Raw genomic sequence first — 19,212 nt, 5'->3', positions numbered from 1 at the left:
GGATGATTAGGGGATTCACTTAATTGTGGTTAATCTACTGACCTTCTCAACATTCTTAAGCAGAACGTAGAATAAGGTGACTGCAATGGCGTATAACACTGATGTTATGTATAGTGGGAGGTCTAGGTAACCAGAATTCAATAAGTAACCCCCAATTCCCGGGCCTAGGGCGCGGGGTATTGATGATAGGAGCATCCATACGCCGAAAACCCTACCCCTCTCCTCCCCTGGCACCAGGTCGTTGATTAATGATGTTAACAGTGGGTTAGCCATATTCATTAACGTATTCCTAGTTATGAAGAGGATCAGTAATGCCGGTAAATTCACTATAATTGGCATTAATGCTAATATACCCGTCGCTAAACCCTCAAGCAGTATCACTGAGGTAACCCTACTCCTCAGTATTCTTGAAAACACAGGTGCGGCTAATGTGCCTAAGGCTAAGGTTGCATTTGACGCTGCGTACACTATGCTTAAGTTACTGATACTGATGTGAAACTTCAGATAGAACCATAGGCTGAAGAGCGGTATTATGACTCCTGCCCCAAGTCCTATTAATGATTCAGGAATGAGCCTCTTCAATAACCATGATGACTTCAATTCCCTTAAATCCCTTAAACTAACCCCACTAATCTTAACCTCAAGCACGTTAATGCCTATCCTCCTAACAGCATTAAGCATAATTGGGATTGATAAGTATACTGATAACGCCTCAATAATAAAGACTAGGTCATACCCCATCCTACCCATGTAGTTTGGTAGTACCGCTACTGAGGATCCAATAACATTAAACACTACGGTAAGTGATGATGATAAACTGAAGAACTCGCTCGATATACCCCTTCGCTTAGCATACTCACCGGAAATGGCAACAGAGATTACACCACGGTTAAGTAACGCAGTAAGTGGGTAAGCCACAGCTATAATTGATGGTGAACCAGTAATCAATAGTAGTACTAATGAACCACTGGCTAATGAAAGCACGGTAAATAGGCTTAACTTATTCACGAAGTCGGATAAATAGCCTGTGATTAATGATCCAAGGGCATTCATGAGAGATGAAGCGCCGAGTACAACACCTATTAAGGTTGGCTTCATACCCATATTAAGCATGTATATAGATAATATTACTGAGTTTACACCAAACATAATGCCAACTATGGAATTGGCTACAGCCAGTAATACTCCTTCACGCCCAATAGCCTTGAATGACATTAAGGCCCTAATTACTGATAATTAAGTGTTTTAATTAACGCCGCCTCCCTCCCATACCGGTTTTCCTACGGGACCTAGCCTGCGGTGTATTGGCCTTTTCAACTTCATTTGAATTAACCTTACCCATATGCTTGTTTATTACTTCAAGGGCCTTATTAGGGTCAGTAATACCATGTAGTTTATCAGCTAATTCATCCTCACCAATGTATTTAAGCCACTGTACAATATGATTCTCCCTCAGGTGGTATCTTAAGGTTTCCTCATTACTGCTCAATAGGCGTTTAAATTCACTGGCTAACTCCGAAACATCATGGGCTACGCCTATAACCTTATCATATGACTTAAAGTAGAAGGGTTCCTTACCAGGGTTCGTCTTATGTTCACTAGCCATATTAATAATAGTTCAAGTTGTTGGTATTTAAACGCTGTGCATTAGATATTTTAAAATGTACCTTAACCAAAGGCCTTAAGGCAGTAATTGATTTCAATGTATACAGAAAAGTATAAAACTCTCAGCCAACCTGCCTACTATGCCTAAATTCGCAATACATAATAAGGAAGATAATGTGGGTGTAGCCATAGAGGATATAAGAGCTGGGGAAGAAGCTCAGGGCATATATATTGAGGATAAGTCCAATGGGCCGGTGGTTAAGGCCGTTGAGGATATTCCACTGGGCCATAAGATTGCCTTAAGGGATATTAAAGCTGGGAAGGAGGTTATTAAGTATGGTAGGGTGATTGGGGTTGCTGTTAAGGATATTAAAGCTGGGGAGCATGTCCATACGCATAATTTAAAATCATTAAGGTGGGGTAACTTAAGTAAGAGGTGAATAGTGTGGCCGGTAAATACCCAACAATTAAAGCATATGTTAGGCCTGATGGAAGCGTAGGGGTAAGGAATCACGTAGTAATAATACCCATTGATGACCTATCTAATACAGCCGCCTTAGGCGTGGCCAAGCTCATTAGGGGTACTGTGGCTATACCTCACCCATACGGTAGGCTGCAGTTTGGTAAGGACCTAGATCTACTATTCCATGTATTATCCGGCACTGGAGCTAACCCAAACGTCTACGGTGCCATAGTTATTGGTATTGAGGATAATTGGGCCAATAAGGTTGCTGATGGGATAGCTAAGACGGGTAAACCCGTCTACGTGTTCGGCATTGAAGGTAGGGGTGATTTAAAAACCATTGAGGAGGCCGCCAGGAAGGCTAAGGAGCTTGTGCAGGATGCTGGGGAGCAGCAGAGGACTGAGGTTGATTTAACAAACATAATGTTTAGCATAAAGTGCGGGGAATCGGACACAACATCAGGCTTAGCCTCAAACCCAGCATTAGGGTACACTGTGGATAAGTTAGTGGATTTAGGTAATACTGTAATGTTTGGTGAAACCTCAGAATTAACGGGTGCTGAGGATATTGTAGCTGGCCGCATAAAGGACCCTGAATTAAGAAGTAAATTCATGAGAATTTACAATGAGTACATTAAAGTTATTGAGGAGGGGGGCGTTGACCTACTTGGCTCACAGCCAACTGAAGGCAACATTAAGGGAGGCTTATCGACAATAGAGGAGAAGGCGCTTGGCAATATTCAGAAGCTGGGTACTAGGCCAATTACATGCGTTGCAGATTACCTTGACCCAGTACCAAGGAATGGTGGCTTATGCTTCGTTAACACATCATCAGCAGCGGCAGAGGCTGTAACCCTATTTGCAGCCAAAGGCTCAGTGCTCCACTTCTTCACCACTGGTCAAGGTAATGTGGTTGGCCATCCAATAATACCGGTCATTAAGATTTCAGCAAACCCAAAGACCATTAAGGCAATGAGCGAACACATTGATGTTGACGTATCAGACCTACTGGAACTTAAGGTTAGCTTACAGGAGGCTGGAGACAGGATCTTTAACTATGCGTTAAGGGTAATGAATGGTAGGTTAACGGCAGCTGAGGCGCTTCAGCATGATGAATTCTCACCCATTAAACTATACGTGAGTGCGTGAGTAAGGATGCCTAAGTTAACCGCCATTAAGCCAATACCACTCTCAATACAGTATATTGATGACCCACCTACTGTATTCCAGGAGGCTTGGGGTAGTCAATTATACGTGAAGGTTGAGTTGGGGGATTTAGTAGGCTGGGGTGAGGTGTTGGTTTACGGTAGCGGCATCATTAATTCATACATTGGCGTATTTAATGACGTCATAATACCAGCCGCCACAGGTGAGGTGGTTGAGAATATAGGTGATGTACTTAGGCTGGTTAATAAGCTTGAGAAGCTCCTATTCACGGCTGGATTATGCGGTGTCGTAACAAGTACCATTGGTGGCCTTGAAATGGCGCTCTGGGATGCCTTAGGTAAGTACCTTAATAAGCCTATTAGTGAATTACTGGGCACTAGGATTAGGAATAGGATACCCGTCTACGCCAGTTTCCCCAGGTACTCAACAGTTGATTACGTCATTAAGGCGGTTAATAAGGCGTTAAGCAATGGGTTTAATATTGTTAAGCTTCATCAACACGTTAATGATACTGTTGATTCAATTAAGGCTATTAGGGAGAACGTTGGCTATGGTGTTAAAGTTGCGCTGGATTTAAACGCAGCCTTCAATAAGCCTGAAAAGGCATTGGAATTCCTAAATAATGTGCATAGGTATGAGCCTTATTGGGTTGAGGAACCAACATGGCCCCCGAATAATTATGAGTTACTTACTCATGTGGCTGATGAATCACCAGTTCCCGTAGCCGCTGGGGAGAATGAGTACTACATCAGTGGCTTCAAGGAGCTGGCGCGTATTAGGAAGTTAATGTACATTCAACCAGATGTATCCAAGCTGGGGGGCTTAATTAGATTTATGGATATTATTAAGGAAGTGGCAGCATTAGGTAAGCCGGTGGCTCCTCACCATAGGCCTCATAAGTCAATACTCACACACTTATACACACTCCACGTAGCCTCGGTGATAAGTGACGTAGCCATTGTTGAATGGCCATTGTCCTGGGTTAATGATATATATGATGTGGGCATTGAGGTTAAGGATGGTGAAGTAGATTTATCAAGGCTCATAAGTAGTGGGGTTGGGGTTAATGTGAATGAGGGTGCTTTAGGTAAATACCCATACGTAAGTAAGTATGCGCCACTGGTTTTTCACTAACATTGAATGTGCTAGGTTTAATTCAATGTTTAAAAGTTCAGTTACTTAGGCTTGAGTAATGATTGACGCAGCGTATGATTATTTACTTGGCCTAGCCCTAGGCTTATCGCTGGCTGTACCACCAGGCCCCATGAATGCATTAATAGCTGCTGAAGCCCTCAAGACTCCCCTTCACGGTACTGCAGTTGGGGCTGGGGCAATGTCAGCTGACGCAACCTTAATGGTGGTAACCTACTTCCTGTATGGGCTCGTGAAGCCCTACGTATCGTACGTGTACTTCATTGGTGGCGGCGTAATGATGTACTTAGCTGTATTAATGCTAAGGCCCTCCCGCACAGTAGCCAATGCTCATGGTTTAGGCAATGTGCTTAGGAATTATACTAAGGGGTATGTAATGGGTATTACGAATCCCTACCAGATAGGCTGGTGGCTATCAGCTGGGTTAACGTTAATATCAATAATGGGCGTGTTCAGTATTGCAGGCTTATTCACAGGCATTTTAACCTGGATAATAGCATACCCACTAGCAGTATACGCTGGAAAGAGGTATCTTGGGGGTAAGTATGAGGTTATTGTCAAGGCAGCTTCAGGAATTGCAATAATGGGTTTTGCACTCTACTTCATGTACATTGGTTTAACCTTACTTTTTAGGGGTATATTGCCTTAAAACCCTCTCAGCCTCATCCCTATACGGTATCATCCACTCAATGCCCAATTGCCTTAAATATTCATGCGCCGGTAAACCAGTCTCAGTATCCCAACCCCTCAACCTGTAGAATTCCCTAATAGCCTCCTCAATCTCCTCACGCTTATACTTCGGACCCTCCTCATCAACAATCATCTTCCTTGGTACTTGACTCCACACATCAATGTAACCCAGTAACACATGCCATATTCTCGCTATTGTATCTATCCTAGTGCTCACCCTTAACACATATTCACCATTAACGTTCCTGCCTGTGGCTAAATTATACAGCTTAACCATATCATCAACTGAGTATGGGTTAAACACGCAGAGGCCCATGGAGTCCATTGCAACCTTCCTATCCCTGTCACTTATCATAGACTCCACGGTATTCTTAAGTGGAGTACCTGGATCATGCATCTGCGGCCAACCCCTTAGGTGGCTTCCACCAACATCAGCTGTTAAGTATGATATCACTAGTCCTCTTAATGGGCCATTGGGGTACCAGGCAGGTAGGGCAATCTTCTTGAAGTGGACAGCGTACTCAGCCCCCTTACCAAGTATTTCAGCAGCATCAGCAACACCCTGAGCCAATACCTTACCTAAACCCCTCTGGTAGGCTATGTCCTCAATCATCTTGATTAACGCTTCACCATTACCAAACTTTAACTCAACACCACCAGTATCCTCCTTTGTTAATAAGCCCTTCTCGTAAAGCTCCATGGCCCACCCAATAACATTACCAGCACCTATTGCGTCCAAGCCAAGGTCATTGACAAGCCTATTAGCCTTAAGGAAGTACCTCTCATCAAACACTCCCGTGGCTGAACCCACTAGGCCCAGCGTCTCATACTCGGGCTTAACGTAATCCTCCTCGCCAGGTATCTTAAACCACCTTGAGCACTTAACTGGGCATAATGCACCAATTATCTTAATGGGCTTCTGTGGGAAGTTGACTTCAAGGCCCAGTTCCTTAAAGTGAGCACCAGTGAGTTTACGAGCTAATCCCTCCTCAAGCTTTGGCCTACTGTAGTTGAAGGCTGGCGCCGTCCCTATTGAGCCGCTGTACATTAATCCATTAGTTGTCCCAAACTCCCTTGATTCAGAGGTGTTGGGTGAGGTTTGGAACCTCCTGTATATCTCCAGGGCAGCGTTTAGGAATCCATTAGGATCAGCAACCTTAATGTCTGGTACACCGTGGGCTGCAATGGCCTTAAGCTTCTTGCTACCGAAAACTGCACCAAGACCACCCCTGCCGCCTGCCCTCTCGCCTTCAACCATTATGTTAGATATCTTAACTAGGTTCTCCCCAGCTGGCCCAATAACCATTACTGAGGCAGCCCTATTAGTCTCCTCCCTAACAGCCCTAGTGGCTTCCCTTGTTGTTAATCCCCAAATCCTTGAAGCATCCCTAATCTCCACCTTACCCTTATTAACCCACAGGTACACCGGCTCCTTGGAGGCGCCCTCTATTATTAAGGCATCGAAGCCAGCTCCCCTAAGCATGTATGAGAACCATTCCCCAACACTCGTATCGTGAATTAAACCACTTAATGGACTTACAGCACCCACTATGGTTTTAGCTGATGCTGGCGCTAATCCAGCTAATGCACCGGCAGCTACAATAATCTTATTATCACTTGATAGTGGATTAGTGCCAGGTTTAACCTCCCTGGATAATATACCGTATACGAAACCCTTACCTCCTATAAACGTGTCTATTAACCATCCAGGTGTTTCCTCAATTGAAACCTTACCAATACTTAAATTAACCCTCGCAATCCTATTCGTATAACCTAGCATGAGGCCCCACTTACGGATTCCTGTTAATAAACGTTTCTTTTCTGTTAAGCCCCATTTAATGCTTATTTCCCTATAGAGCATTATGATGCAAGGTTTAAATAATCCTAATCCATGTAGGGGTGTGTTTAGGGTAATAACAGTAGAGGACTACATTAGGGTTCCCCCCTCAGTGTTTAATGAGCCTATTGATAAGATAGCCTACGAGCAATTAAGGAGTAACTATGAGGGTAAGGTGGATAGGGAATTAGGGGTCTTTATAGCTGTTTTTGATGTTAAGGTTGATAAGAGGGGTGTCATAGTTTATGGTGATGGCGCAACATACCATAAGGTCTCCTTTAAGGCACTGGTCTTCGTTCCATTAATAAATGAGATTGTTGAGGGTGATGTTGTTGATGTTAAGGAGTATGGGGCGCACGTTAGGATAGGCGCCTTAACAGCCTTCGTGCATAGGTCTCAGGTAATGGATGAGAATGTTGTACTCTTCGATAGGCAGAGTGGCGTTTTCATGGGGGAGAAGAATAGGCAGAAGAAGGTTGGGAGGGGGGATGTTGTGAGGGCTAGGATAGTTGGTGTTAGTTACGTGTCGACAGCTAATGGTATTAGGTTAAACGTATCAATGACGATGAGGCAGCCCTTCCTAGGGAAGATTGAGTGGATAGAGGAAGCCACTAAGGCTAAGAAGAAGCCTCAGAGTAAACCAAGTCAATGACTAATCAGGGAAACTATGATAGAGATTACACGGCGCATTATAACCTTAAGTATAGCCAACCATTAGCCATCTTCCTCACAATTTCCCCCACACCGGAATTAACTGTAGTGACTCCACTTATTAAATCCCCCTCATTAATGTTATTTAGCCTCATGGCATTCCTGCATGCAACAATAAGAACACCCCTCCTAATGAATTCATTAACATCACTCTCATACTCACCACCCTTAGTTAAGGCCTTCACTGCAGTTTGATTGAAAACAACCTCAAGCTGTATATTACTAATATCCTCAAGTAGATTCCTACATGATATTAACGCAGCCTTAACCTTCTCCAAATCCGATACCTGCACAATAACCCTATAAACCATACCTCCCAGGGCTAATATTTACTAAAATCCCTTATTTCACATAGATTAGGCTTGAGTTCACTTATCTAAGTTACTTAATGCCACATAATCTATTACCAGCTTCACAATGAATTCACATGCATATACCTTAAAAGGCGTACCTTAAGTTACTATTAATTGGTGATTAACCTGGAGATTTATGTAGGTACCTCAGGCTGGTTATATAGTTGGAATAAGGGGCGTTCACTGGATTGGTACGTTAAGTACAGTGGGCTAAACGCCATTGAATTGAATTCCTCATTTTACAGGCTACCTAAGCCTAATATGGTTAACTCATGGGTTAATAAGGCTTCAGCATTAAGGTGGTCAATTAAGGCTTACAGGTACATTAGCCATGTGGCTAAGCTTAGCGGCAATGCCTCTGAATGGTGGCGTAAGATGATTGAGTTATTTAAACCACTTAACAGTAGTATTGACTACTACCTAATTCAATTACCTCCATCATTCAAGTACACTAATGATAACTTAAATAGGCTTCGCGAATTCGTAAGTGAAATAGGGGGTGGTGGAAGAATTGCAGTTGAGTTTAGGGAACGTGGCTGGTTCAGCGATAATGTGGTTAATTCAATTAATGAAACCGGAGCCACAATGGTATCTATTGATTCCCCTGAGATTAGGTGGATAGGATGCAGTAATGGGGTGATTTACTTAAGGATGCATGGGAGGAGTAACTGGTACTTTCACAATTATAGTGATGATGAATTACTTGAGGTGGCTAAGGCAATTGAATCCCTTAACCCAATTAAGGTTTACGTGTTCTTTAACAATGATCACTGGATGCTGGAGAACGCTAGAACCATGTTAAGTATCTTAAGGAATCCCTAGTCAATGAATTATGATATAGGGCTATTAGGCTAGTACTCACTATTAAGTGGTACTAGGGTTACTGAGGCTGCATTATATTCACCTACCTTACCGCTAATAATGTAATTCACTTCAAGCGGCGCTATGAGTGGTTTATTGACTCTATCTAAGTCATCTAAGGCTATTCTTGGGCAAGCCTCAATAACAACTGCATCAGCATCAATATTATTTATGGCTTCAGCTGAAACCTCATCAATGTAGAGTATGAAGGCATCCCTCCCACTCCGCTGTAGCCTACGTTTAATGCTTAGGGCATGATTAATATTACCTTGACCAGGCTTACTGGTTAGTAATATGGCTATTCTCCTCGCGTCAATAGCCCTTAACAGTGAATTAACCTTTAAACCAATGTACCTCCTGTAAACCAACTCCACATCCTCAACCACAACCCTATGTGGATCAGCAACCATAACTCTTGAACCTGGGTTAATTAACTTGGCGGTTAACGCGTAGAAGTAGCCCCCTGAAACAACCACAGCCTTATTAGCCTTAATGGGCATGAAGCAACCTGTGAACGGCCCCACTGCGGTTCCACGTATCCTCTTAGCCACTGACTCTGCATAAAGCTTATATAGGATTGGGTAAAGCACCATTGAACCCTCATACCCCTGTAGGCCCTTTACTAAAGCCTCTACAACATTATCATTAGGAACATAGTATGCGGGTAGGATATATGCCTTAAACCCCTTACCAGTTATCACTGTTCTTTCACCAATCCTCTCAATAACGTAACCATTAATCCTCATTAATGATGCAATGTTAGGGGGTAATGCATGGCCAATGTGTATTATATCGAAGCCAGGTGGGGGAGTGGCTATGTCACATGCCCCCCAAGTATTCCTACCACTTACAATAGCCTCCTTAACGCCATATCTTTCAATAATTATTCTTGACAATGCCACGGCAATCTTATTAAGGCCTATTGGTGCCTCAATCATGACCCTATCATTAATTAGCCCCGTTAACTTATCAATACCCTCAACTAATACGTCCTCCACTATCATCACTCTTCATTAGGCTTTAGGTTAATAAACCCTACATGGATTACTTAACTGAAATGCGCAGTGAGCTGAGGTACAATTACTATGATTTGATTGAGAGGATTACTGAGACTTTAGCCTTAGCAGTATTGGCAACGGCGGTTGGAATAACATTTAATGAAGGCATGACTATGATAATAGTAACCACCTTAACCATGCTTCCAGTACTCCTATTTCCATTTGCTAAGAATTACGCAACAATAAGTGCACTATACCTAGCCTTAACTCTAATCACTTACAGTAACCTTAGCTCACTAGGGTTCGTAAATGAACTGATAGTTATGATGGGGGTTTCAATAGCCATCTCATTAACAATAATTCAACTACCAACCTGGCTACGTTACCTCATAATTGGAGCCTACTACGTGCTTGTGGTTGCCTCATCAGTAACCACATACTCCCTAATATATACGACGTTCAGCTTCCTGCTACTGATGTACATGACTATAAGGGCATCCAGTGGCCCCCTTCAATCAGCCTATAGGTACCCATCCTGGGTAATGTATATCCTCTCAATATCCTCCCTGGTACTAATCCTACTTAGCCGGGTGTTGAATACCAGCATATTCCAAGCCACACCAAGTATCTTAGCTAGTTTTGTATTAACAATACCAATGGTTAAGTCAAGTAGGTTTAAACGGGCTTTAGCGGTTGCACTATCATCAATCTCACTCATCTTCATCCCCCCTGCATCACTCCTACTAATACCAGCATTAGCAACATTCAGGAGAGTAAGGTTTCACAGGGGTGTTCCACCGCCTGAGACCTGGGTTGATGCATGGATTGGTGGCCGTTACTATGTTGAGAAGGTTATTGATGCTGGGGGATTTAGTTACGTTCTACTGGGTCGTTATGGTAATGAGAAGTACGCCATTAAGGTTCTCAGGTACACTAGCCCTAATAATACTCCTCTGGCCAGTGACTTGAAGGTTGTTCAATCATTTAAGAGGGAGATGACTAGTTACCTGCTGATTAATAGTGATAGAGTGGTTAAGGTTTATGAAATACACATAAATGAGGATAAATTACCCTATAGGAACCTGGAGTCTTACCTGGAGGATCCACCGTACATAGTTATGGATTACATGGAGTATGGGTCATTAAGGCGCTACCTTAGGGAGAAGGGGAGGCTGGATGTGGGTGAGGCTGTTAGGATTGCGTATGAGGTGGCTATTGCCTTAAAGGAATTACACAGCATGGGTATGCTTCACCTTGATCTTAAGCCTGAGAATGTTTTATTTAAGGATAAGAATAGGAGGGTGGTTAAGCTTGGTGACTTGGGTGCTTCAAGGGTTTACGCGGGGCAGAGTGTTGAAATATCTCAATTCTCCCTAGCATATTCAGCCCCCGAGGTCCTCATGAATAAGGCAGCCACGGATAGGGCTGATGTATATTCACTTGGTTTAATAATGTATGAGATGATCATGGGCTTTAACCCGCAGCAGCACGTCTTGAGGGGTATTACACCACCCATGGATCCACGTATACCACCACCAATCGCTAACATTATAATGAGGGCCCTAAGTATAGACCCTCAAATGCGGCCAAGTATTGATGAGATTATTGCAGTGTTAAGCATCTTCACGCCCCCTCTACAATCTTAATTCACCCAATGTGTACGCATAGTTAAGTAAATGCCTGCACTTAATTCAATTAGGATATTAGTAAGTAGTCATAGTTGTTTAATCTCATCCTTGAATCATATTTATCCTTATTATAGTGTACATACCTAACCTTAACACTATCCCGTCCTTTAATTCAACCTTATTAACACGCTCGAAGGCACCATTATTGTACACGTATGTGCCATTCTTACTGTTTAAGTCAACTAAAACTATTGAACCACTGGGGTCCCTGGATATTACTGCATGCTTCCTTGAGACTGTTATATCAGGGATAACCACTATGTTGTCTGGCGCCCTCCCTATGGTTATTGAATCGAAGTATACTACATCAAGATCCACTGCAGTGTTCTTAAGTGAGTCAACTGTTGACTCTATGAAGGTTATTCTAATTCTCTTCACTGGCTTCTGCTCCACATGGCTGGTTGCCTCTGCCCCCAGATCCTTAACGTTAAGGGTTGCATTACCCTTATTATTATGCATTGCAGCATTCAATCTAGTGGGCGTTTATATGTTTTTAGTCTAATGTGCACTCACTTAAGCATGATTAAACCATGGATTTTTAGCTTAGGCGAGTTAACTTAACCCTAACATTGTTAACCCATATGACGTAGGATTCACCTAACCCTATGTTTACTGAGTCAATACTCCTAAGCTTACCCTTATCCTCAATCATGAGTCCCTTACCTGTAATAGTAACATTGCCTTTATTGTTAATTATCGTAATGGATAAGTCAGCCGCCTTAACCGGCAGGACCACATCACTGCCCTTACTGCTCCCCACAGTAACCCTATTCCTCACCAGTATGACCTTATTAAACTCAAGCTGCGGATCAATTAAGCTAACCCTAATGCTCGGTATTTTTTGGCATATTGATGCATCAACTAGGATAGTCATGTATATCCCAAAGCCTAATGCAATACCCATTAATATTGCTGCAACCACAGCGTAGGGTGATTGGTAGGTTAAGGCTGAGTATACTGAGATATATAGCAGCGCCGTAACACCCCCCACTAATTCGTTGGCGCTTCTACATGTTATGATCCTCTCCCTAACATACACCCTAGTGAGTAGAACCATTGCTGTTGAAACCAGTAGGAGGAATAGTAGAATTGATAGTGAAGTGGCTGCACCTATTGGTATTCCGAACATATACTTAGCTAGGATATCGTATAGCATGACTATGAGTATTAAAAGCACTATAGCTGGTATATTATGGAGTATTAATGCCTCCGCCTCAGATATTAAATTAACCTTAACCATGATTAACACCCATGTAATCCGTAATACGATTAAGCCTACTGGGCATGTATTTAATCATACTTTTACTTTTAAGTAACTCAATTAATGCCGCATAAACCTCATCACCCCTACTAATTGGGCCATTCTCAAAGGCCCTCTTAACAGTCTCCCTAATATGCCAGTTACCAACCGTTACAAAGTATTCCGGGAGGACCTCCCTAAATATTATCACCTCGGCTGATTTACCAACCTTACTAAGGTACTCCAGGGCAGATAACCTAGCTGCATAGAAACCACCATCCATGTTACTGACTCTACCCCTGTAATCCTCATCAACCACATGAACTGCGGCCTCATTACCTAAAACTAAGGCTGAGGATGGGTGCCATAATTCAATCCACCTAGCCTTATATACACCAGGCCTAAGCACTATCATGAACCTATTACCCAGGTACTCACCGTAGAAGAGTAAGTCCTCGCTTAACTCGGGCATTAGTGCAACTTTACTCCTTAACCTATTACCTATAATTGAGTCCACTGCAGTAATAGCCCACCTGGTGGGTACTAGCCTTCGGCTTCTCCTCCTGCCCAGCATACCCACTGATAATGCCCTTACTAATGGGTAAACCCCAATTCCAGCCCTGTAGGCCTCCCAAACGGCGTCATTAGCCTTCACGTCATCATTTATTAATCTCTCAATGGGCTTAGGCACCCTGGGATTATCATTAATCTTAATCCTAAGCGCCCTCGCGGAGGGTGGTGTGGGGGTTAGTAATTCATTAATGTCGAGTTCACTTAACTTACCCTTAAGTAACGCCTCCATGTCCACAGGCTTCTCTGAAACTGATGCATATGCTAATTCATTATTATGAAGCTTATCAACATCATTAACCTTAACAGTGGTTAATGCAGCAACCATTGATGACCTAAGCCTAATAATATCGAATAAGCTTAATTTACCCCACCATTCACTTGGGTTATCGTAACTGGAGGCTGCATCACCATGCACATTAGGTGGTATGCCAATCATAACACTTACTGAAGGGTAACCATATTCACCAACTACTACTGATGGGGGTGAGGAACCAGTAACATTACCATTAATATACTTTTCAACCCGACTTAACGTAACCCTCCTCTCCAGGAGTGGGCACTTGGGTAATCCGCATAGGTTCCTGTATCCCTTACACGCCAGGCACAGTTCAGGCCTTATCCTAATTCCAGTCACTGCGACCTGAACTATAGTAGTTAAGGGTATTTAAAACGTTTCAAGTAGGAATTCTAATTACCTTAACCGTGAAGGAGAATTCCCTAGCCTCATTGGGCTTAATAACTATGAGGCCCATTCCATTATGGTATGCATCAGGTGCGCCACTCATGGGTTCAACAGCAACAGCATTAGGGATACCGGTGTAGACCTGGAGGTACTTCATGTTAACCCTGGTCATTACTACTCCTGAATATGATGACGTCAACTCAATTGGGTCATCAACAATGAAGCAGTCATCCCAATCACCCCTACTTAATTCACGCTTAATCAACTTACCTGTGGGTATCTTCTCCACTGCATCACATTGATATGATTCACCACCAGCCCTTATATTCCAGTCACTGGATACTAGGAAGTAAGGATGAGCACCAACTGTGAGCGGCGCCTCAGAGGATCCAATATTCCTTATGGTGAAGCTCACCCTTAATGCATCACTACTAAGCTCATACTTAACCAGTATATCTAGTATTGTTGGGTAACCACTATGCCTAAGCACATAGTTAAGCAGCACTGAGTTGACTGTTGATTCCTTCACTATGAAGTCCTTATCGAGGACTAGGCCATGGATTGCATGATCCTCCCTAGGCGGCCACCACTTAACAGGCAACATATACTTAACACCATTAAACACGTACTCAGCCCCCTTCACCCTATTGGCATATGGTATTAATACGGCCATACCTCCCCTAGTTGGTGCATCAAGATTACCCTTCAGAATGATGTCCCTCCCCCCAATACTCCATGAGTATAGGTAAGCCCCCCTTTCATAAATAACGGCCTCAGAGTTACCTTCCCTAAGCCTAATCATAGCCTCTAAACTAAGCCGCGTAGTTAAAAAATATACCGTCGTTAAATTAATGAACCACTGTATTTTTATTCCACCTTAAGTATTCCTGACTGCAATAATTGTATAGGAGTTATTCTGCTCAATATTACTTTCCACAGACTCCCCCAGTATTTTCAAGAATCTTAGAAGCATCATATAGCACACGTAGTCATCAGTCTTTATCGCAAACCTTGATCCAATCGGTACCTTAACCAGTTCCCTTGCCACTACATTCAATGGTGTTGGACAACTCATGCCACTAACATTTATCTCATACTGGGCACTCATAGTAGAGGCCGTGTTGATTTCTTTTTAGATGTGAAATAACTAAGCATAAAATGCAGCATAATCATTCCTTTAAATTTAATGCAGGAACCACTGATGCTGATGAAGATTAGTAAGGAGGAGAGGGTGAGCAGATTCCTGAAGCATGTTGGCAAATACGCCTCAATAGGGGTTAACTTAACGTCACTTGCATTGGGATGCTCAGTTAAGGTTGATCTATATAACGTACTTTACCCAGCATTATCTATTGTGAAGAGTGAATTGGGTGGATTGAATATTAAAATAGCTCCACGTGAGGATGTGGCAGTCCTCAGGGGTAGTGAATTAGACTTAATGAGGGTTATAACCAGTGTTGATTCACCTAAGTTACCTATTAATACTATTAATGACTTTAACCCTGACGCATTAATATTACTTGTTGAGGCTTTTCAAGGTAACGCCAGTGACCCGGATTCATTCGCCAACATTATGATAAGGTTATTCAGGGAGCTAGCTATGGTGAATGGGGAGTTAGTGATAGGTAAGGGGCATAGTATAGTGAGCACTCAACCTAACGCCAGCATCCATGTGTTAGACTTCATTAAGACGAGAACTAAGGATGATGCCTATACCTTGGTTAATAATGATACCATACAGATCATAGACCCAATGGATGAAATAGCCTCCCGTAGGCAGGTCTCAGTTGCATTAAATAATGCCCTCAATGACCTATTCTCTAAGGGTGCTTTTAAGGATCTTGAATTCTACCCAGTGTATGATGCTCCAGGTGACTATAATCATAAATTGTTTAATGAGGTTAAGGCATATGTTAATGAATTAGGTGGGAGGCTACATGAGGTTGAGCAACCTAATTTAGGTTACTTGCTCATAGGCTCCACGGTGGCTAGTAGACTTGATAAAGAGCCACCCATGTTCTACAGTGAGGTTAAGGAGGGTTTTAAGATTATTGTAACCAGGCCCTTTGGTGAATTAAGCATAATAGGGACTTACGTTGCTCTTCATGTTGATGAGGAGTTATACGATAAGTTCGAGAGGGGGGTTATGACTATTGATGAGCTTGAAGAGATTAAGGAGTATGCCTTGAATCAAATGGCTAAGCCTAATATTGATGTTGCTAAGGTAATTTACAGCCACCTACCTGAATTCGGGCGGAGGTTCAACAGTGATGAGCATATTGCTGCAACAATAGACATTAGTGGCCCAGGAATATTCGTTTTTAAGGAACTTGCCGAGGCAGCTAATGTTAAGATTAAGTTAAGCCACATACCCTTAATAAGCCCTGAGGTTGCTGAATTTGCCGCATCAAATTACATTATTTCAGACGCCACGGCAGGCACAAATGGTGCAGTGGCATTGGTGGTTTCCAGTAAACTGGCTGATGATGTATTAAGTGAATTAGGGAAGATACCTGGCTTGAAGCCTATGGTGATAGGTGAAGTCGTAGGTAAAGGTGAAGGCACGTTAATAGTCCCAGACTACGTGGCCAAGTACATTAAGGATAGGAGCATGCTCACTAAACTCACAGTAGCCTCCAATATTCTTCAGGGTGTTGCCAGGCAAAATACTGCATCAAGGCTTACGAGGGCTGAGATACTTGTTACCGGGAAGGTTCAGGGGGTTGGCTTTAGGCCATTAGTGAGGAGGAGCGCTAAATCCCTTGGTTTAACCGGAATTGCAAGGAATAATGATGATGGTTCAGTCCTAATAATTGTTGAGGGGGAGGAGGGTAATATTAAGGCATTCATAGAGTCATTGAGGAGCATTAACATTGCTGAAATAAGGGGATTAGACATTAAGTGGAGTAACTACAGGGGTGAGTTCCCAGACTTCACCATTGAGTGACTTGCCCTTTAGGGATGAGGGATGAATATTAGTTAGGATTAGGCGTATTTACAATCCAAGGACACGGCCTTTTTCACGTTAATAGAAGTCTTTTAATATTCATTTATGTTTAACTAGATTCGTAGAGGGGCTGCTGAGCCCAATCCACAACTGTAAAATAACCTACCCGCTTGATGGGAGTAATACTCTAAGGGTGGGTAAGTTCTAGATTAGTGGGGAGTTTGACATGGGGGTGTTTTAGCCCTATGTAATCTAGTAAAGAGGACCAATAAACAAGACATGGGAGGACCCATGCCATTGCCCTCAACAAGTCTCCATGATTCACCTACCATTAAGCCCAGGCAGGTGGCTGAGGACCAAGCCCCTACACTCGACCATGAATGAACACAAAACGAAAGTGTAGAGAACAATACGGTAATATAGATTAAGGAGGAGTGGGAGATTATACCATGGGGATAGTAAGCTTACCTGGCTTCTAACTCTCCCCCAATACCTTGGGAGAATCTATTAAACAAATCGTTATAGAGATTGAAGAAGTTGGCCCTTGAGGGACTGAGAGGCGAACCGATGAGGCGTTTAGGCTGTGATCAAGGAGCCTAAGGCCCTAGGTCTCATGAACTCGTCCTCCTCGATCCTGGTCAGGAACTTGAGGTACGCAAAATTCGTAGGCCTTGCCCCCAATGTCCTCCTCGGGGTAGTATAGGCTTGGGTTGCTCCTAAGGGCCAAGAGACTCCCCTGCCTCTTGAAAAACCTTTACCTGGAAGTAGGTGGATTCAGGAAACTGTTCAGATTGAGAATATTGTGTAATGTGTAAATTGCTCAAGTTTCTTTAAACATTTAAAACCTGGAATACTGCTCCTCATACTCGTTTATTACGTGTATTTCGAAATGATTTGCCCCTATTGCATCGTTTATCTCGTGAATAGATCACTAGACTATCTTCTTTAACGCCAATTATTATTAAACGTTGTTGTCAGATTTAAAATTACAAAACATGTTACCCTCAGAGAAGGATTAGGCAAAAGAGATGCATAAAATCATATGCCAGTCAGTTTTAATAACTATACTTTAAGAAGTAAAACGGATGGATAAGATGACAGATTCTAGCAAGGCGATAAGAACGGGATGGATCCTAATTATTACCGCTATCATCCTATTCACTGCAGGCTCATTTTTAATTATCAAAAGCTACGGTCAGAGCGACGTTCCAAATATTTCAATTCCATCAGTAACTCCTGTAGCAAATACGTTCAACGTCTCCCTTAAGGTATTATATAGTGGCACGGGATTGAGTTTTATAATTATCGGTTCCATTCCTTTAATTACTGGAATATTAATTATTTTCCTATCAAAGAGAAAAATATCACCTGTACAATATTAGTGAACTACCTCGCCCTTGCGGGGTCTTCCGCCCCTCAACCCTCGTTAAGGTTAAAAGTGATAAAGCAAGGGTAAACCTTGCCCCTCAGGGCGGGGAGAGGGGCAGAGATTGGACAGCGTCTTTAGCTGAAGGATAAACTCTCAAATTAAAGATCTCTTGCGTCGGAAGAACTGCTGCTGGAACCAATTTATTAGACCAGGTTTATAATGTTATAGTTAGAGAGGGAGCCGGTCTCGTTCTGGTCCATCTAGTTCTGTTTCGGATCATAATACGAGTAAAACCCTATGGCCTCAACATAATATTATCCCTCACCTTCATGCCGAGGAAGCTCATGAACTCGATAAGCCTGCCCTCATCCTGAACTTTTTTCAACTAGAAGATAACAGATATTGATCATGTAATGCATTAAAATGATATGTATTGCAGTTAAATCCTTTAGCGGTCGCGTGTATTCACTAATACATCCCAGTATTAAATTCGTAAGTGAATTTCGAGATGGCTAAGCCCATGCGTTTTACATGATAATAAGCAAACAATACTCCTATATATTCTGCGTATACATCATTGAAAAAAGCATATAATCTATCAACCGTTGTAACGGTACCGTTAGGTAATCCCAACAGATCCTTCCCGGCAATGGCGTTGAGAGTGGCGCTATAAACGGCACCTATAGTTTTGTCACCTATAGATAATTTGCTAATCACGTTGAACACGGTTCCTTTATAGGACTCTCTATGGTGCATAAAGGAGGGTTTATTGATTGTTAGTTCCTCTCCTTTAAATATAAATTTCTTTTCAAGGTGCTTTACTCCACCAAATAATATTCTGCCTTCTTCGTTGCTATTGCCATTTAATATAGGAAG

20 protein-coding genes are annotated in these 19,212 nt (G+C 42.6%); 9 read left to right on the top strand and 11 right to left on the bottom strand.

Annotation, left to right across the window (positions count from 1 at the left end):
* Nucleotides 1-15: 15 nt before the first annotated feature.
* Nucleotides 16-1,215, bottom strand: a complete 1,200-nt coding sequence (locus tag BP896_RS06715) for an MFS transporter (RefSeq protein ID WP_291766954.1) — start codon at nt 1,213-1,215, stop codon at nt 16-18.
* 34 nt (nt 1,216-1,249) lie between these two features.
* Nucleotides 1,250-1,606, bottom strand: coding sequence for a hypothetical protein (locus BP896_RS06710; protein ID WP_291766951.1), 357 nt, complete (start codon nt 1,604-1,606; stop codon nt 1,250-1,252).
* A gap of 139 nt (nt 1,607-1,745) precedes the next feature.
* Between BP896_RS06710 and BP896_RS06705 the strand changes: the two genes are divergently transcribed.
* From BP896_RS06705 to BP896_RS06690, 4 genes are read left to right on the top strand one after another with little or no spacing between them, the layout of a single operon-like run.
* Nucleotides 1,746-2,045 (top strand): UxaA family hydrolase, encoded by a 300-nt coding sequence (locus BP896_RS06705; RefSeq protein ID WP_291766950.1) that lies wholly within the window; start codon nt 1,746-1,748, stop codon nt 2,043-2,045.
* Nucleotides 2,042-3,217, top strand: a complete 1,176-nt coding sequence (locus BP896_RS06700; RefSeq protein WP_349681940.1) for a UxaA family hydrolase — start codon at nt 2,042-2,044, stop codon at nt 3,215-3,217. The genes BP896_RS06705 and BP896_RS06700 overlap by 4 nt, the downstream gene beginning before the upstream one ends.
* 6 nt (nt 3,218-3,223) lie before the next feature.
* Complete coding sequence (locus BP896_RS06695; protein WP_291766946.1) at nt 3,224-4,369, top strand: mandelate racemase/muconate lactonizing enzyme family protein; 1,146 nt, start codon at nt 3,224-3,226, stop codon at nt 4,367-4,369.
* A gap of 58 nt (nt 4,370-4,427) precedes the next feature.
* Nucleotides 4,428-5,036: a LysE family transporter gene (locus BP896_RS06690; protein ID WP_291766943.1), complete on the top strand. Its 609-nt coding sequence runs from the start codon at nt 4,428-4,430 to the stop codon at nt 5,034-5,036.
* Here BP896_RS06690 and BP896_RS06685 read toward each other — a convergent pair.
* The gene (locus tag BP896_RS06685) at nt 5,010-6,857 is read right to left on the bottom strand and encodes an aldehyde ferredoxin oxidoreductase family protein (RefSeq protein ID WP_291766941.1); all 1,848 of its coding nucleotides are present in this window, start codon (nt 6,855-6,857) and stop codon (nt 5,010-5,012) included. The genes BP896_RS06690 and BP896_RS06685 overlap by 27 nt on opposite strands.
* A 121-nt stretch (nt 6,858-6,978) precedes the next feature.
* Here BP896_RS06685 and BP896_RS06680 point away from each other — a divergent pair, with 121 nt between their 5' ends.
* Nucleotides 6,979-7,566: a DNA-directed RNA polymerase gene (locus BP896_RS06680; RefSeq protein WP_291766939.1), complete on the top strand. Its 588-nt coding sequence runs from the start codon at nt 6,979-6,981 to the stop codon at nt 7,564-7,566.
* Between the two features lie 37 nt (nt 7,567-7,603).
* Here BP896_RS06680 and BP896_RS06675 read toward each other — a convergent pair whose 3' ends face one another.
* Nucleotides 7,604-7,936: a DsrE family protein gene (locus BP896_RS06675; protein WP_291766937.1), complete on the bottom strand. Its 333-nt coding sequence runs from the start codon at nt 7,934-7,936 to the stop codon at nt 7,604-7,606.
* A 159-nt stretch (nt 7,937-8,095) separates the two neighbouring features.
* Between BP896_RS06675 and BP896_RS06670 the strand changes: the two genes are divergently transcribed.
* Entirely contained in the window at nt 8,096-8,800 is a 705-nt protein-coding gene (locus BP896_RS06670; protein ID WP_349681942.1) for a DUF72 domain-containing protein, read from the top strand.
* 29 nt (nt 8,801-8,829) lie between these two features.
* Here BP896_RS06670 and BP896_RS06665 read toward each other — a convergent pair whose 3' ends face one another.
* On the bottom strand, nt 8,830-9,843 hold the full coding sequence (locus BP896_RS06665; RefSeq protein WP_291766936.1) for a diphthamide synthesis protein: 1,014 nt from the start codon (nt 9,841-9,843) through the stop codon (nt 8,830-8,832).
* 53 nt (nt 9,844-9,896) lie between these two features.
* On the opposite strand from BP896_RS06665, the gene BP896_RS06660 reads away from it, so the two are divergent.
* Complete coding sequence (locus tag BP896_RS06660) at nt 9,897-11,483, top strand: serine/threonine-protein kinase (RefSeq protein ID WP_291766933.1); 1,587 nt, start codon at nt 9,897-9,899, stop codon at nt 11,481-11,483.
* An 84-nt stretch (nt 11,484-11,567) separates the two neighbouring features.
* On the opposite strand, the gene BP896_RS06655 is transcribed toward BP896_RS06660, so the two are convergent.
* The 5 genes from BP896_RS06655 to BP896_RS06635 all read right to left on the bottom strand — a co-directional run bounded on the left by BP896_RS06655 (nt 11,568) and on the right by BP896_RS06635 (nt 15,128).
* Nucleotides 11,568-11,984, bottom strand: coding sequence for an FHA domain-containing protein (locus BP896_RS06655; RefSeq protein WP_291766931.1), 417 nt, complete (start codon nt 11,982-11,984; stop codon nt 11,568-11,570).
* A gap of 79 nt (nt 11,985-12,063) precedes the next feature.
* Nucleotides 12,064-12,765, bottom strand: coding sequence for a hypothetical protein (locus BP896_RS06650; RefSeq protein ID WP_291766929.1), 702 nt, complete (start codon nt 12,763-12,765; stop codon nt 12,064-12,066).
* Complete coding sequence (locus tag BP896_RS06645) at nt 12,758-13,972, bottom strand: hypothetical protein (RefSeq protein ID WP_291766928.1); 1,215 nt, start codon at nt 13,970-13,972, stop codon at nt 12,758-12,760. Before BP896_RS06645 ends, BP896_RS06650 begins: the two co-directional genes overlap by 8 nt.
* A 40-nt stretch (nt 13,973-14,012) precedes the next feature.
* Nucleotides 14,013-14,819: an aldose 1-epimerase gene (locus BP896_RS06640; RefSeq protein ID WP_349681941.1), complete on the bottom strand. Its 807-nt coding sequence runs from the start codon at nt 14,817-14,819 to the stop codon at nt 14,013-14,015.
* A gap of 78 nt (nt 14,820-14,897) precedes the next feature.
* The gene (locus tag BP896_RS06635; protein WP_291766925.1) at nt 14,898-15,128 is read right to left on the bottom strand and encodes a sulfurtransferase TusA family protein; all 231 of its coding nucleotides are present in this window, start codon (nt 15,126-15,128) and stop codon (nt 14,898-14,900) included.
* Between the two features lie 99 nt (nt 15,129-15,227).
* Between BP896_RS06635 and BP896_RS06630 the strand changes: the two genes are divergently transcribed.
* Nucleotides 15,228-16,967, top strand: coding sequence for a SelD-related putative sulfur metabolism protein (locus BP896_RS06630; RefSeq protein ID WP_291766923.1), 1,740 nt, complete (start codon nt 15,228-15,230; stop codon nt 16,965-16,967).
* 1,085 nt (nt 16,968-18,052) lie between these two features.
* Nucleotides 18,053-18,349: a hypothetical protein gene (locus BP896_RS06625; RefSeq protein ID WP_291766921.1), complete on the top strand. Its 297-nt coding sequence runs from the start codon at nt 18,053-18,055 to the stop codon at nt 18,347-18,349.
* A 455-nt stretch (nt 18,350-18,804) separates the two neighbouring features.
* Here the strand turns inward: BP896_RS06625 and BP896_RS06620 are convergent.
* Nucleotides 18,805-19,212 (bottom strand): hypothetical protein (locus BP896_RS06620; protein ID WP_291766920.1); only part of this gene is annotated, 408 nt, incomplete at its 5' end.

Origin of the sequence: Caldivirga sp. UBA161 (genome assembly GCF_002506515.1) — an archaeon.
Taxonomy (GTDB): domain Archaea; phylum Thermoproteota; class Thermoprotei; order Thermoproteales; family Thermocladiaceae; genus Caldivirga.
Note: the sequence above shows the minus strand (reverse complement) of the source record. Positions and strands in the feature narration are given on the sequence as shown.